Source organism: Sphingomonas sp. NFX23, assembly GCF_049887795.1.
In the GTDB taxonomy this organism is placed as follows: domain Bacteria; phylum Pseudomonadota; class Alphaproteobacteria; order Sphingomonadales; family Sphingomonadaceae; genus Sphingomonas.
Genome location: NZ_JAGEKH010000007.1, coordinates 147,044 through 161,605 on the forward strand (window position 1 = coordinate 147,044; position 14,562 = coordinate 161,605).

11 protein-coding genes and 1 pseudogene are annotated in these 14,562 nt (G+C 62.0%); 4 read left to right on the top strand and 8 right to left on the bottom strand.

Annotation, left to right across the window (positions count from 1 at the left end; all coding sequences use genetic code 11):
- The first annotated feature begins 127 nt into the window (after window positions 1-127).
- Complete coding sequence (locus tag J4O76_RS19165) at window positions 128-415, top strand: hypothetical protein (protein WP_426283658.1); 288 nt, start codon at window positions 128-130, stop codon at window positions 413-415.
- 8 nt (window positions 416-423) lie between these two features.
- On the opposite strand, the gene J4O76_RS19170 is transcribed toward J4O76_RS19165, so the two are convergent.
- The 5 genes from J4O76_RS19170 to J4O76_RS19190 all read right to left on the bottom strand — a co-directional run bounded on the left by J4O76_RS19170 (window position 424) and on the right by J4O76_RS19190 (window position 7,258).
- Window positions 424-711, bottom strand: a complete 288-nt coding sequence (locus tag J4O76_RS19170) for a hypothetical protein (RefSeq protein ID WP_426283659.1) — start codon at window positions 709-711, stop codon at window positions 424-426.
- The gene (locus J4O76_RS19175; RefSeq protein ID WP_426283660.1) at window positions 711-3,974 is read right to left on the bottom strand and encodes an error-prone DNA polymerase; all 3,264 of its coding nucleotides are present in this window, start codon (window positions 3,972-3,974) and stop codon (window positions 711-713) included. Before J4O76_RS19175 ends, J4O76_RS19170 begins: the two co-directional genes overlap by 1 nt.
- On the bottom strand, window positions 3,971-5,761 hold the full coding sequence (locus J4O76_RS19180; RefSeq protein WP_426283661.1) for a Y-family DNA polymerase: 1,791 nt from the start codon (window positions 5,759-5,761) through the stop codon (window positions 3,971-3,973). The genes J4O76_RS19175 and J4O76_RS19180 overlap by 4 nt, the downstream gene beginning before the upstream one ends.
- Complete coding sequence (locus J4O76_RS19185) at window positions 5,676-6,434, bottom strand: ImuA family protein (RefSeq protein WP_426283662.1); 759 nt, start codon at window positions 6,432-6,434, stop codon at window positions 5,676-5,678. The genes J4O76_RS19180 and J4O76_RS19185 overlap by 86 nt, the downstream gene beginning before the upstream one ends.
- Before the next feature lie 455 nt (window positions 6,435-6,889).
- Window positions 6,890-7,258 (bottom strand): hypothetical protein, encoded by a 369-nt coding sequence (locus J4O76_RS19190; RefSeq protein WP_426283663.1) that lies wholly within the window; start codon window positions 7,256-7,258, stop codon window positions 6,890-6,892.
- Window positions 7,259-7,518: 260 nt separating this feature from the next.
- Between J4O76_RS19190 and J4O76_RS19195 the strand changes: the two genes are divergently transcribed.
- Entirely contained in the window at window positions 7,519-8,283 is a 765-nt protein-coding gene (locus J4O76_RS19195) for a hypothetical protein (protein ID WP_426283664.1), read from the top strand.
- 4 nt (window positions 8,284-8,287) lie between these two features.
- On the opposite strand, the gene J4O76_RS19200 is transcribed toward J4O76_RS19195, so the two are convergent.
- Window positions 8,288-8,470 carry a hypothetical protein gene (locus tag J4O76_RS19200; protein ID WP_426283665.1) on the bottom strand — a complete coding sequence of 61 codons (183 nt, stop codon included), beginning with the start codon at window positions 8,468-8,470 and terminating at the stop codon, window positions 8,288-8,290.
- Window positions 8,471-8,817: 347 nt separating this feature from the next.
- Between J4O76_RS19200 and J4O76_RS19205 the strand changes: the two genes are divergently transcribed.
- A complete protein-coding gene (locus J4O76_RS19205) occupies window positions 8,818-9,807 on the top strand; it encodes an SDR family oxidoreductase (RefSeq protein WP_426283666.1) in 990 nt (329 codons plus the stop codon).
- 182 nt (window positions 9,808-9,989) lie between these two features.
- On the opposite strand, the pseudogene J4O76_RS19210 reads toward J4O76_RS19205, so the two are convergent.
- Together J4O76_RS19210 and J4O76_RS19215 are read right to left on the bottom strand one after the other, a co-directional pair.
- Window positions 9,990-10,321: pseudogene (locus J4O76_RS19210) on the bottom strand (transposase); the annotation flags it as partial.
- A 241-nt stretch (window positions 10,322-10,562) separates the two neighbouring features.
- Window positions 10,563-12,461 (bottom strand): sensor domain-containing phosphodiesterase, encoded by a 1,899-nt coding sequence (locus J4O76_RS19215; protein ID WP_426283667.1) that lies wholly within the window; start codon window positions 12,459-12,461, stop codon window positions 10,563-10,565.
- 1,002 nt (window positions 12,462-13,463) lie between these two features.
- Here J4O76_RS19215 and J4O76_RS19220 point away from each other — a divergent pair.
- Window positions 13,464-14,558 (top strand): zinc-dependent alcohol dehydrogenase, encoded by a 1,095-nt coding sequence (locus J4O76_RS19220; protein WP_426283668.1) that lies wholly within the window; start codon window positions 13,464-13,466, stop codon window positions 14,556-14,558.
- The last annotated feature ends 4 nt before the right edge of the window (window positions 14,559-14,562 follow it).

Sequence of the window (14,562 nt, forward strand, 5' to 3'; positions counted from 1 at the left end):
GGCGCTCATGCCAGGCCCGGGACTGAACCGCGTCTCCGAAACGCCAGAACCGGGTCTCGCGTGTGTGGGGACCTGCGCGGACGAGCGTCCAGCACTCACCCGTCGGCAGCTCCACGATGCGGTGAATGTGCGCAGCGTCGACATGGTAGGTTTCGCCAGGGAGTCGGTGAACCAGTTCGCTGTGCCAACCGCCGTTTGGATCCAAGTGGAACACCTCTTCGACATAGCCGCCATCAAGGATCTCGGTGTCGAAGCTCCAGGGGTGATCATGCGGGGTCGCATGTGGCTCTTCCATCTTGAACCGGTGCAGTGCGCGTCCGTCATCCAGATGGTATTTGGTAAAAGCCCGCGACATACGCTCGACGCTGACGATCTGCGTGCCGTCAGGAACGCGAGCAACGGCTGCTCGCGGTAGTCGCATACTCACGGTTCGGTCACCTCTTCATAACAGCCAGCGCGCCGCAGTTGCCGGATAATCCCGTTGAACGCCGCGGTCACGCCCTGTGCCCTGCCGATCTCGTTCTCTTGGGCAGCGGCATCCCAGTAGAGTGCGAGTGGCCAGCGTTCGGGGCAGTGCGGCAGCAGGCAGCGCAGCGCCAACCGGATCTCGACGACATCAACGCGAGCGTCCGCACAGCGCGCAACACCGCCCCGCAAGATATGCACCGATAGCGCGATGACAACGCGTTGATGACGGACGAGCTTGGCCATCAATGAAAGTCGTGAGATTTGAACTTCACGACGGCTTCCGGATCCATGCCGTCCGCATGGGGCGGCCAGTAAGAGTTGCGAGGGGCAGGGCTCCAGCCCTTGTCGCCACGATCGGGGGAGCCCGCGTGTTTTGCTCCGTCGCCGCGACCGGTCCGGTGCGGGAACGACATCTCGCCGACCCGGTGCAGCAGGTCGCCATGATCGATGATCCGGTCGCAGATGACGTGGATGACCTCGCCCTCCTTCTGCACCCTGCCCTTCATGCCGATCATTGACGCGGACATGACGGTACGGCGTTGGCGCTCGAACCGATCGGGCCACAGGATGCCATTGGCGATTCCCGTCTCGTCTTCGATCGTGATGAACAGCACGCCCTTGGCAGATCCGGGCTTCTGGCGAACGAGGATGATGCCGGCGACCTCGACATGGCGCCCGTCGCGGATGGTCGCGAGATCCGCGCATTTGGTCACGCCACGCCTGGCCAGCTCATCGCGGACGAAGGTCAGCGGATGCGCGCGCAGCGACAGCTGCAGCGCGCGGTGGTCCTCAATCACCTCACGACCGTCGGTCAGTGGCCGCAGTTCGACATCAGGCTCAATCCCTTCCGCGCTGACGGCCTGGTCGGCGCGGTCGGCCGCGGCGAACAGCGGCAGCGGCGCTTCGCCGAGCCCCCTCACCTTCCACAAGCCCTGCCGACGATCGGCACCAAAGCTATGGAAGGCGTCGCCGTCCGTGAGCTTCTCGATCGCGGCGCGCTGGACGCCCGATCGCCGCCATACGTCTTCGACGCTCTCGAACGCGGTCAGCTCGCGCGCGCCGACGATCTTGGCGCCATCCGCGTTGGACAGGCCGCGGATCTGCCGGAGCCCCAATCGTACGGCGAGGTACCGTCCGCCATATTGCTCCAGTGTGCAGTCCCAGCGGCTTGCGTTGACGCACGGGGGGCGAACCACGACACCGTGCTCGCGCGCATCGCGCACGATCTGGGCGGGCGCATAGAAGCCCATCGGCTGCGCATTCATCAGTGCCGCGCAGAACACGTCGGGATGATGATGCTTCATCCACGACGATGCGTAGGAGATCTTGGCGAACGAGGCGGCGTGGCTCTCGGGGAAGCCGTAAGAGCCGAACCCCTCGAGCTGGCGGAAGGTGCGTTCGGCAAATTCGCGCGGATAGCCGCGTTCGACCATGCCCCCGATGAGCTTTTCGCTGAAGTGCGACACGCCGCCTGTGAACTTGAACGTCGCCATGGCGCGGCGCAACTGGTCGGCTTCGGCCGGCGTAAACCCGGCGCCGACGATCGCGACCTTCATCGCCTGTTCCTGGAACAGCGGCACGCCGAGGGTCTTTTCCAGTACCGCGCGCAGCTCGGGTCGTGGGTATTCCGGTTTCTCCAGCCCTTCGCGCCGGCGCAGATACGGATGGACCATGTCACCCTGGATCGGTCCCGGTCGTACGATCGCGACCTGAATGACGAGGTCGTAGAAGCGCCGCGGTTTCATCCGCGGCAGCATCGACATCTGCGCGCGGCTCTCGATCTGGAAGGTGCCGAGCGTGTCGGCCTTCGAGATCATCGCGTAGACGTCCGGATCATCGTCCTGCAGATCGGCCAGGCCGACGCGCAGCCCCTTGTCCGCCTCGAGCATGTTGAAGGCGCGGTTCATGCAGCCGAGCATGCCGAGACCCAGCACGTCGACCTTCATGAACTTCAGCGCATCGATGTCGTCTTTGTCCCATTCGATGATCTGCCGGTCTTCCATCGCGGCGGGTTCGATCGGGACCAGATCGTCGAGACGGTCATGGGTGAGGACGAAGCCACCTGGATGCTGGCTCATATGGCGCGGTACGCCGATCAGCTTGCGGGCAAGCTCCAATGTCAGGCGCAAGCGACGATCGCCGATGTCGAGGTTCAGCTCGTTGACCTGCTTTTCCCCGACGCCTTCGGCCGACCAGCCCCACACCTGGCCAGCTAATGACGAAGTGAGATCCTCGGGCAGGCCAAGCGCCTTGCCGACGTCGCGCACGGCGCCGCGGGCGCGGTAGCGTGTAACGACCGCGGTCAACGCCGAGTGGTTGCGGCCATAGGTCTCGTAAATCCACTGGATGATCTCTTCGCGTCGCTCATGCTCGAAGTCGACGTCGATATCGGGGGGCTCGCGGCGCTCGCCCGATACGAACCGTTCGAACAGCAGCTCATGCTTGATCGGGTCGATCGAGGTGACGCCGAGCACGAAGCAGACGCAGCTGTTGGCGGCTGAACCGCGCCCCTGGCACAGGATCCCGCGCCGGCGGGCTTCGCGGACGATCGCGTAAACCGTCAGGAAATACGGCGCATAGCCAAGCTCGCCGATCAGGCGCATCTCATGGGCGATCTGCTCGGTATAGGCAGCCGGCACCGCGCCGTTGAACATCGTGTCGACGGCGTCTTCCGCGAGCTTCTGCAGCGCCTCTTGCGCGGTCAGCCCGTCGATCAGCCGCTCATGCGGATACTGATAGGCCAGCTCGCCCAGATCAAAGGTGCACAGACGCGCGATGTCGACGCTGGCGCGCAAAGCATCGGGATACGCCTTGAACCGCCGGACCATCTCGTCAGGGGATTTGAGCGCACGGTCGGCATTGACCTCGCGCCGGTAGCCGAGCTCGTCGACGGTGCATTTCTCGCGCACGGCCGTCACCACGTCCTGCAGCAACCGTGCTTCAGGCGCGTGGTAGAGGACATCACCCGTCACCACTGCCCGAACGCCTGCGCCGCCCGCCTGCCGCGCCAGCGCGTCGATCCGCACGGCATCGTCCGGCCGGCGCCGCTGGAACAGTGCCATATACCCGCGACGGCCATAGAGTGTCTTCAGGTCCGCGAGCGCTGCCAGATTATCCTCGTCTGCCTCGTGCGGCAGCAGGATGGCGATCATGCCTTCCGACCAGGGTTCGAGGTCATGCCAGTGGAGGAGGCATCCCCCCTTCCCCGCCCGCTTCTTGCCCACTGTCAGCAGGCGCGTCAGGCGCGACCAAGCGGGGCGGTTGGTCGGGTACAGCAGCAACTGGCGACCGCAGAACAGATTGACGCGTGTGCCGGCGATCGAGCGAACACCCGTCGCCTTCTGCGCTTCCCATGCGCGCACCACACCCGCGACGGTGCCGATGTCGCTGACCCCGATCGAGGGATAGCCGAGCAGCGCGGCAGCCGCGAACAGCTCCTCGGGGCTCGAGGCGCCGCGTAGCAGCGAGAAGTGCGTGAGGACCTGGAGTTCGACATAGTCGGTCATGCGAACACGCCGTGCATCCACCAGCTGAGATCGCCGGTGTCCTCGACGAACCCGTCGCCACGCCGGAACACCCAGTAGCGACCGCCCGCGTCGTCCTCGACGCGGTAATAGTCGCGCACCGCCCACACTTCCGCGTCGCGGCGCCACCACTCACCATGGATCCGTTCGGGGCCGTCGCCGGCCACGACCTTGTGCGGCCGGCCGCGCCACTCGAACCGCCGGGGCGGCTGATCGGGCATCAGCGCGATGACGCCCCACAGCGGTTCGGGCCTAGCCAACAGGCGCGTCGGTCGTCGCCATTTCGGCCAGCCCGCGGGCGCCACCACCGGGTCGGCACGCATGACGGCGCGCTCGGGCACATGGCTTTCAACAGGGGCAATCCGGAATACAGCGTCAGCGCCGATGCGGCCGGCAACGACGTCGACGAGACGGGCCGGATCACGCACGAGTACCTCACCGGCGAGAACCGCGCCAAGATCGACCGCGTCGAGCGGCTCGGTGTGCGGTGCCGCAAGATAGAATTGCTCGAGCCCCAGGCCCGGATCGATCCGCTCGATCCTGAGCTTCATGAGCCGCAACAGGTGCGAGACCTCGCGCGTCGGGCGTGAGGTGCCGACGGCCACGACCTGCTCGGTGCCATCGACGCGTAGGCCACCGAGCCGCAGCGATCGTACGCCAAGCCCTTTCGCGCGCAGCAGTTCGGCCATGTCGCCGAGGAGATCCTCCATGACCTGCGCAATCGCGTCTGCGGTGACGATCGGTTCGAGCAATCGGCGCTCGACGACCGGCATGACCTCGTCGGTGCGCGGCGTGATGGGTTCGGCGACCGCGCCGAGTGCCTGATCGAGCCGCGTGATGGCAGCCAGCCCGAGCCGGCGTGCCAAGGGCCCGCGGGCAATTGGTAGGAGATCCGCCACGCGTTCGAAGCCGAACTTGCGGGCGGCAACGAGCGCTGTGCCTGCGAGGCGCAAAGCAGCGACCGGCAAACCGCTGAGCGCGTCGACCGTTCGTCCTGTGGGCACGATCGCGATATCGGCCGATCCGAACCGGGCAACGGCATGGGCCGCGCCCGGTGTGTCCGCGACCGCCACACGTGCCGTGAACCCGGCACGCTGGCAAAAGGCGCGCAGACGCCGACAGAACCGCTCTTCGCCGCCATGGAGATGCGCGCAGCCGGTCAGGTCTAGCCACAGACCATCAGGCGGCGTGGCCGCTGCGATCGGTGACCAACGGCGCACCGCACGCAGCGCGAGCTGGTCCAGTAACGCGGCATCCGCCTCGGTCTCAGATGGCCGGATGTCGAGATCGGACACTCGCGCGCGCGCATGGGTCGCGGCCATGCCGATCGTGATCCCCAACGCCGCAGCGCCATCGCAGGCGGCCACCACCTCTTCGCGCCGGCCAACCTTGCCCACCAGTGCGAGCGGCGCCCGGTGAAACGCGGCAACGGTTGCCGCAACCCTTTCGTGACGGTCGGCTTGCGCTGGTCCGTGGAACGGATGGTTCGCCGCTTCCGAACGTCGACCAAGTTCACGCATGGGCGGTTTGGCATGCGTGGGCAGCGCTGCGATCTCACCTTCCACATCATGTCTGGTCGGCATATCAGCGCGGGCCCAGCGCGCACCCGGCCGCCACCCGCCGCCCCGCGGTACGGAACACGCACCGGGATCGTCGTCGACGGGAAGCTGAAGGGCGGGCCGCTCAGGCGGCCGCGTAGCGTGCCGGTCCAGCCGTCTCAGCCGTTCGATGGCCAAGTGCGGCAGGAACAGCGAGACAACCCGTCTCATCGCACCCCTCCAAAATCATCGAAAATGCTTCGCCGCCACGCTGCCGTGCGACCTCGACCTGCCACCGCGATCGGCCGACGCCGGCGACGCCCAGGCGCTCGGACGACGCACTGGCGATCCGCCAGCGCGTCCAGGCCGCAGACGGCTCGGCGAGCGGATCCTGGTCGCGATTACGTCTGCGTCGCAGGATGAGAACGGGAATGTCGGCGTCGGCCGCGACCAGTTGCAGGCGCCGGGTCGCCACCATCGACATCCGGCTAACCTCGGCGATCACCGCTGACGGCGTTCCATCGCGCACCGCGTCTTCGACGACGGCCAGCAAGGCTGCATCGTCACGGGGTTGTGCGTGAATCAAGTCGGCAGATGATAGCCCCGCCTGTTCCAGGCCGGGCGCATAGAGATCGTTGCGACAGCTCACCCACAGCACCGGCCCGCCTGTATGCGCCGCTTCTCGCGCGGCGATGCCTGCGAGGAACAGCGTTGCTGCGGCATCGTCGACCATCGAACAGCTTTGTGCGGCGACCTCGTGCAGTGCTCCAGCGCGAAGGCCGCTGCTTGCGAGGCGATCGTCGAGCGCAGGAATACCGAACGGCATGATGCGGTGATCCACCATCGACGTTGCGATTGTCCGCAGGTGGGCGATGGTCGGCAGGGACTCGAGGGCGGTGATCATGATGTCTAGACTCTACCTGTTCCCTTTATGTTCCGTTACCAGAACCGTTTGGTCAATCGTCAGACTCGATAGTCATGTGGATAAGGTTCTCCCTGCGAACGTTGCGAAGCGCGTTTGGCATGTGCCGCGGAGGCGGCTACCGCGAATGCGCGTATGCGAACGACTGTCGTTGGACATGCTGATCAGCGTGCCGGGCCAGGTCCACTTCCACGCTGTCGAGCACTCGTAATTATTGCTCCATCATCAAGCTCGTGAGGGGATGAGTTTGGCTCTAACATTCTGCCAAGTGCATGAAATGCAATCCGGTTTATTCGATTTGCATTCGCCATTGCCCGACCCGCGGGATACCAAGGTGACGCCTTTCAGGCATCCTCTCCCAAAACTTCCCGGGTCGCTTTTTGGCGGCCCCTTTTTTTGTCTGCACGCGGCCGGCACAGCGTATCCGGTGCTCCGAGCTATCGGACGTTTGCGTAGAGCGATCGGCTGTCATCGAGCATGCTGATGGGTGTCGGGGTGATCCAGTCCGCCCCCCGCATCGGATATGGACCGTAGAACAGATCGCCGAGCGCACGCCGGTAATGTGCGTTCATCCAACGTCGACGACGATGTTCAGGGCCATCGTAAATCATGTGGCAGCGCTGGCAGAGCGCTGCCAGCTGGTTAAGCGCGCTGTCACTGGGGTCATGATTGAGATGCGCGCAGGCCAGCACCACCGGTGTCCATTTGCCTGAATCGAGGATGTTCTCGGTCGGTCGGCGAACACGTCTGCCGTCGCCATTACGCCAATACGACCGGCCTTTGTCCCACCAGCGTCCGTCGCCCATGTGGAAGACCCGTTGCCCGTGTGGGCGCCCGCAATGTTCGCAGCGTCCGCCTGCCCGCAAGCGGGCCAGGTGCGATAGCTGGGGCCAATCGATCGGGTACAGGAAGACATGTTCGGGGCGGATCGGCATCGGTGCCGTCCACCAACATCATCGCTACCCGTATCTCTAGCGACGTTCTGGTCCTTTGATGTTCTTGCTATGTCCTACAGGCAAACATTCGTGCATCCGACCGTTAGCTGAGTCGAAACGGATCGAATGCGATGGGCTATTCAGGAACACACTGGCCGGAAGGGTTGAACGACGAGGAGGCGCTGCAGCGTCTGCAAACTCTATGCTTGGGCGCTTGCGATGGCATTCAGGATCTGGCGGACGACACGCGCTACAAGGCGCTGCGCCGGGCGCTGCTTGGCCGGACCGACCTGCGGCCGTTGGCGCCAGCTTTCGTCGCGGCGCAGCCCAGCCTTGAGGCATTCGTACGTCATGCGAGAGAGACCAAGGATCGCACCCTACGGCGTGAAATGGTCCGTGAGCAGTTCAAGGCGCTCTGGGACGAGGTTCGCGGACCGGATGCCGTCAGTTCGGCGACGTGGACCGGGCGCCCTTCCCTGCGCGAGCATGCCGCTGTCATTCAGGCGTTAGCGCCTGTTGCCCTGGAAGCCGTGCAACGGCTGATCGACGATGAGGAACTCGCTCGCGACAATGGTGGGCCGGTCGATGCCGATCGCGCGGTAGCGCTGCAGCAGCTGAAGGCGCTGCATCGTGCGCTGGGCGATCTGATCGCGGCAGTCGATCAAGGTCGATCGCTCGAGCCAGTGTTCGAACGGCTTCGGCTTGTCCGCCAGGAGGCGAAAGTCGCGATCGGTAAGGCAACGGCCGCGCTGCCGGTGACGACCTCGGCGCTGATCGCGTTCGGCAGTGTCGTTGGTATTGTGGAGTTTTTCGTTGGCAATGTTGTCGTTGCGGTCGCTGCCGGGGGGATCGCAGGCAATACGCTCAAGGACGCGATGCTCAAAACGCCCCTATAACAATTTAATATAGCTCACCATCTTGTCTCTCCTCGGCGCCTTCCTTCTGGGCCTCCTCGAGATCGTCTGAGTTTTGTGCGCCGCGCGACGGCTTATCTTCAAGGCTATCTTCCGGACCGTTATTGCTATCCGGCAGTTCGTTGACGTCGGTTTCAAAACCCGGTTCTTCGTCCTGTGGGGCGGCCATAACTAATCTCCTTCGGCGCATGTAACGATCCGAGAAGGCACACGGTTGCTATTGCCTGCCACGGGGTAACGATGGTTTGATAAAGCACGCTGTAGGACAAGGTCTCGGACACACACGCGACGTTCTACGCATCCCCACATCAAACACTCGTTCATTTACGCGTTCGGCCCTGCAAGCGTAGCTAGGAGGAGCAAAAATGCCGCTCGCTGATGCCCATCCGTCTTGAAGAGAATCCATATTTGCAGATGCTGAGGGGCGCAGGGAATACGACGCGGTATAACGACAGAATTTGGAACGGAAGCAATCGTTTAGCGCTTGGGGTTGTGATCATTCCGGGAGCTATGACGATGACCGATACCACTCGACGTACTTTCGTGACGGGGGCAGCTATTACCGCTAGTGCCATCGCTGCGACCGCCGCAAACGCCGCAACACAGAGTGGTGGCAGTAGCGCCGCGACGACACCAGCAGCCGCAGCCTATCCTAAGCCCCCCTACCCTGTACAACGGCAGCCCTGGCCCGGTCTTGCGTCAAAGATGACGCCGCGCCCCGATCACGGCGAGAAAAGCTACAAGGGTTCCGGCAAGCTGGCAGGCAAGAAGGCCCTGATAACAGGCGGAGATAGCGGGATTGGTCGCGCCGCGGCGATTGCGTACGCGCGAGAGGGAGCGGACGTTGCGATCAACTATTTGCCGGCCGAAGAACCGGACGCTCGCGAAGTCATTGCGTCGATCCGGGCCGAGGGTCGCAAGGCAGTCGCGATCCCTGGTGATCTACGTGACGAGCGCTTTTGCCGCCGGCTGGTGCAGCAAGCGAGCGAACAGCTTGGCGGGCTCGATATCCTGGTCAACAATGCGGCCCGTCAGCAGACGCGTCCCGGCATCGCCGATATTTCGAGCCAGGACTTCGACGACACGATGAAGACGAACGTCTACGCACCGTTCTGGCTGACGAAGGCGGCACTCGAACGGATGAGCGCGGGCGCGGTGATCGTCAACACGTCCTCCGAGCAGGCTGGCAATCCTTCACCTGACATCGTCGACTATGCGCTGACCCGTGCCGCAGTGCTGAACTTCACCAAGAGCATGGCCAAGCAGCTTGCCAGTCGCGGTATCCGCGTGAACGCAGTTGCCCCCGGTCCGTTCTGGACTCCGTTGCAGGTCAGCGGCGGGGCGACGCCCGAGAAGTTGCGCAGCTTTGGTGGAGACTCGCCGATGGCGAGAGCAGGCCAGCCAGCTGAGATTGCGGCGCTGTACGTTGCCGCAGCCGATCCGTCCCTGAGCTATTCGACGGGTCAGATTTTCGGTTCAACCGGCGGAAATGGGCAACCGGCGTAACGTTCGAAAACGCGGGTAGTCCGTACCGGGGCGAGCATTGCCTGCTCGGGTACTACCTGACCGAGGAAAGTACATTTTCGGTCTAAGCGTGAGAATTTGACCGGTACAATGTTCAAGGCCAGCGGGCTTTTTTGCCTGTTGGCCTTGAACCTTAGATTTGAGCTAGGGTCAGGACTCGTTGATCAAAGCCAGAAGATGACGGTGGCTGCAAGGGCGATGGCGGACAAGAAGACCGTCGGACACCTATCGTAGTGGGTCGCAACGCGGCGCCAGTCCTTCAGCCGTCCGAACATGATCTTGATACGGCTACGGCGCCTGTAGCGGCGTTTGTCGTATTTGATGGGCTCGAGCCGAGACCTCCGACCTGGGATGCATGGCTGGATGCCCTTGGCCTGCAAGCATCCCTGAACCAGTCGGCGTCGTAACCTCGGTCGCCGAGCAGCCATTGCGCCTTGGGCAGATCGTCGAGCAATGCGGCTGCACCGGTATAATCGCTGACCTGTCCAGCGGTCACCGTTGTCGCTACGGCGCTGTTAGACGCCCTCCTGACGTGGTTCCCTCGGCAGTTACCGGGACCGCTGTCTGTTCCGTAGGGCCTGTAAAGCAGGTGATCGTCAACCGATCGCCCACGCCAGTACGCTACTGCGCGATCCATGCTTTCAGTCATACGTCGACACTGGCGACCAGCATCTTAGGCTAATCGATCCGCCATCCTGCCGCTGAGTGCTCCATTCCTTCCAGCGCTGGATTGTGAATCAGCCCACGCCAGATCGCGTCGCAATCGGCCATTGCGCGATGCCCTGCGCATGCTCGAGGAGAAGGGCGGTCGTCGTATCGCGATTGGCTGCGGGTGAAAATATGTACCCCTGCCCTAACGCGCAGCCGATCGCGCGAAGCTGTTCGACTTGTTCTTCAGTTTCTATTCCCTCGGCGACGATCCTGATGCCCATCTTTTTCGCGGTACGGATAAGGCCTTCGACGATAGTCACGCTGACGCCGTCGGGTTCGAGGTGATCAACGAACAGTTTGTCGATCTTGATGACATCGACGGGAACCGTGAGCAGGTGCGTCAGCGACGCAAAGCCGGTCCCGAAGTCGTCCAGCGCGACCCGTATGCCGTCGGCGCGTAGTGCCCTGATCGCTTGCTGTATCGCTTGGTCGCCACGCCCCATATATACCGTCTCCGTTACCTCCAGAATGACATGATCGAGAGGGACCCGCTCGCGTTCGAGCGCTGCGGCCAGAACCTGCCCGACGGCCCCGCCACTCAAATCCGCAGACGAGACATTGATACCAACGTGCTGGAACGGAATACCCATATCCAGCCATCGACGTAGGTCAGCCGCTACCAGGGCCATCATCCTGGCAGTGAGCGAGGTCGCAACCTGCGCGTCGGCAGTCGCCTCATGAAAAGAGGCAGCCGAGACCAGATTGTCGCCGATGCGCATGCGGCAAAGCGCTTCCAGGCCGACGATCTCCCGCGTGTCCAGACGGAAGATCGGCTGATAATGCGCCTCGATCCGGTCCTCCCGTAAAGCCGCGCTCAGGTCCCTGATCGCGCCCATACGCCGCGTCATGTTCGAGCGCAGCCCTGCCCAGTATCGTACGAAGCCGCCACGACCGGTTTCCTTGGCGTGATAGAGGGCAAAGTCGGCATTTTGCCGAACACTCTCGATCCCGGCGTCGTCCGATGAGAACGTAGCGCCTCCGATGGTAGCGCGCGGGACGATGCTATGCCCGCCGCAGTCGGCAGCAACCGAGAGCGCGCCTAGAACCTCAGCAGCGATCTTTTCCAGGTCGCAAAACGCTTCAGGAGCCTGAAGAATGACGGTAAATTCGTCGCCCCCGACGCGAAACGTTCGCCCGGGGCTGACCGCCGCTGAGATCCTGTCGCTGGCAACCTGAAGAAGCTCGTCACCCGCACGATGCCCGAACGTGTCATTCACGACCTTGAGATTATCGAGATCCAGCACGAACAGCGCCCAACTGCCCACCGCAGCGCCTTCGAGTTTGGAAAGTGCGGCATGGTAAGCGGCTCGATTGGGGCAACCGGTCAAGGCGTCGGTGAAAGCCCGGCGTTGGTGCTGGAGGACACGCTCATGTCGCTCGATAGCGATTTGCGTGAGATGAACGCAGTTAGCCACGACTTCGCGTTCGAAGGTCGTCGGTCCTCGGGCGCTGCGATAGTAGAAAGCAAATGTCGCGATCACGCGACCGTCTGCATCACATATCGGACTGGACCAGCAGGCGCGGAGCCCGTGCGGAAGTGCAAGGTGTCTGAACTGCGCCCAGCGGGCATCGGTTTCGATATCAACGACCGTAATATCTGTTTTCAGATAGGCAGCGGTGCCGCACGATCCAGCTAACGGGCCGACGGACATACCATCTAGAGCCTGGGAATAAACTTCTGGAAGGCTTGGCCCCGATAGCGGATGAAGCAGCCCCGCCAGATCGACCGCTAAAACCGAACAGATTACCTCCGGGAGGATCCGCTCTACTTCTGCACACAGCGTGGTACACGTTGATGCAAGCCCGGCACCCGTGGCAATCATTTTCAAAATGGCGTTCTGAAGATGAAGCAGTACGGTTACTGTATCATCGCCTTCATGATAGGGATCGGTTGCAGAAACGCCCATAGAAACAGAGCCTATCACGACGCCTATTTATATTTGTTTAAAGTTTTGACAAAATCATCATACCAAAATAACCGTTTTGAGTTTTATTTCCGTTTTTTTGAATATGATTCTACAATTGGGCGTGAACTTGATTGGTGTTACATAGTCGATATTCAGACGCTTTCTGATGATGATCAACGATAGGCGTTGAAACGCGCACTCCGAGTACCGAGGGCCAGAATGCCCCAAAGCGAAAATCATCTCTCACCTAAACGATCAAGGATCGCGCTCTTGACGCGCGATCCACCGGCCTAAGAATGCCAGGTAAGTAACCGCGTTCGCTGTCGCTTAGCTAATTGCGTATCGTTGCGCACACGGAAGCCCCGTCGGTAACAACACGCGTTTTAATCTACGTAAGTTCAGGCGGCGAACGTCGCTGATAGGGTTGCTTGATCGGGTTCTCCGCGCTGGTCTGCGCCACATTCCATCATTTCGCCCTGACTGGCCATCGCATCCCATGCTTCTGCCGATTTCGGACGACGCTCGCGAACAAGAGGCAGCACAGACCAGATCGCTCCGCTTCCGACGGTCACGAGCAGCCGCGTTCCAGTATGGGTCGACTTTAGAGAGATTCATACGAAGCCTTTAACCAACAGCTCAGAACCGAAAAACCTCACAACACTTGCGATCATCCGATAATCGTCAGACGACTGAAACGGTTCGGTTACAAACCAGTCTGTTCGCTATTAAGCGCAGATCCAACGATGCCAGTCCCTGCGACATAAGCCTGCTCCAAGTGTAAGGTCGTGTCGAGCAGGTAAGCCACGAATGCTCATACGCTTGGCTTAACGCCGACAGCATTGCGACGCCTAAAACGTTTTAACCTACAGCAACGCCAGGAACCTCCGGGTTCGTTTGTGACTTTTGAGAGGATACGAGGCAGCCCATCCTGTCAGTCACCACTACTGAACCGAACCGGAGCAGCGTATGCTGGCAATGAATTACCGTGGCCCTTACCGGGTCCGTGTCGACGAAAAGCCGATGCCAGCGATACTCCATCCCGAAGATGCGATCGTTCGGGTCACTCGGTCGTGTATTTGCGGGTCCGATCTTCATCTGTACCACGGCATGGTACCCGATACGCGGGTCGGTACGACGTTCGGTCACGAATTTTGCGGCGTCGTCGAGCAGGTCGGGCCCGAGGTTCGAAACTTGAAACCGGGCGATCATGTCTTGGTACCGTTCAACATCGCGTGCGGGAAATGCGAGTTCTGCCAGCAAGGGCTGTTCGGTAATTGCCATGAGTCGAACGCGCAAGCGACCGCGGTCGGTGGCATCTTCGGCTATTCGCATACCGCTGGCGGCTATGACGGCGGTCAAGCCCAATATGTCCGCGTACCTTATGCCGATGTCGGGCCGATGGTCATCCCCGACTGGATGGATCCGGACGACGCCGTGCTGCTAACGGACGTGGTGCCGACCGGCTATCAGGCTGCCGAAATGGGCGGTATCCGCCCCGGCGATACCGTCGTCGTCTTCGGCGCCGGTCCCGTCGGACTGATGGCGGCGCGATCGGCATGGTTGTTCGGCGCCGGGCGGGTGATCGTCATCGACCATATCGAATACCGGCTCGATTTCGCCCGCACTTACTGCCCGGCTGAGGTCTATAATTTTCGCGAAATCGACGACATCGTCGTGTTCCTGAAGAAGCAGACCGACTCCCTTGGCGCGGACGTCTGTATCGACGCCGTAGGCGGCGACGCGGCGGGGAATGCCCTGCAAACGCTGATCGGCACCAAACTGAAACTGGAGGCGGGCAACGCGATCGCTCTTCATTGGGCCATCAACTCCGTCAAGAAAGGCGGCGTGGTGTCGATCGTCGGCGTTTATGGTCCGACCGGCAACATCGTTCCAATCGGCAACGTCGTGAACAAAGGCATTACGTTGCGCGCTAATCAGGCATCGGTGAAGCGGCTGCTACCCCGCCTCATCGAGCATATTCGGGAAGGGCGTATCGACCCCAAGGCGATGATTACGCACCGGGTACCATTGGCCGATATCGCCGACGCCTATCACCTTTTCTCGGCAAAACTCGATGGCTGCATAAAGCCAGTCTTATTGCCGAATGGCGCATAAGGGA

Bases quoted from the DNA above. Each gene is read 5' to 3' on its own strand.
- J4O76_RS19170 (WP_426283659.1), bottom strand. From the start codon at position 711: ATGGCCAAGCTCGTCCGTCATCAACGCGTTGTCATCGCGCTATCGGTG.
- J4O76_RS19175 (WP_426283660.1), bottom strand. From the start codon at position 3,974: ATGACCGACTATGTCGAACTCCAGGTCCTCACGCACTTCTCGCTGCTA.
- J4O76_RS19180 (WP_426283661.1), bottom strand. From the start codon at position 5,761: ATGAGACGGGTTGTCTCGCTGTTCCTGCCGCACTTGGCCATCGAACGG.
- J4O76_RS19185 (WP_426283662.1), bottom strand. From the start codon at position 6,434: ATGATCACCGCCCTCGAGTCCCTGCCGACCATCGCCCACCTGCGGACA.
- J4O76_RS19190 (WP_426283663.1), bottom strand. From the start codon at position 7,258: ATGGGCGACGGACGCTGGTGGGACAAAGGCCGGTCGTATTGGCGTAAT.
- J4O76_RS19195 (WP_426283664.1), top strand. From the start codon at position 7,519: ATGGGCTATTCAGGAACACACTGGCCGGAAGGGTTGAACGACGAGGAG.
- J4O76_RS19200 (WP_426283665.1), bottom strand. From the start codon at position 8,470: ATGGCCGCCCCACAGGACGAAGAACCGGGTTTTGAAACCGACGTCAAC.
- J4O76_RS19205 (WP_426283666.1), top strand. From the start codon at position 8,818: ATGACCGATACCACTCGACGTACTTTCGTGACGGGGGCAGCTATTACC.
- J4O76_RS19220 (WP_426283668.1), top strand. From the start codon at position 13,464: ATGCCAGCGATACTCCATCCCGAAGATGCGATCGTTCGGGTCACTCGG.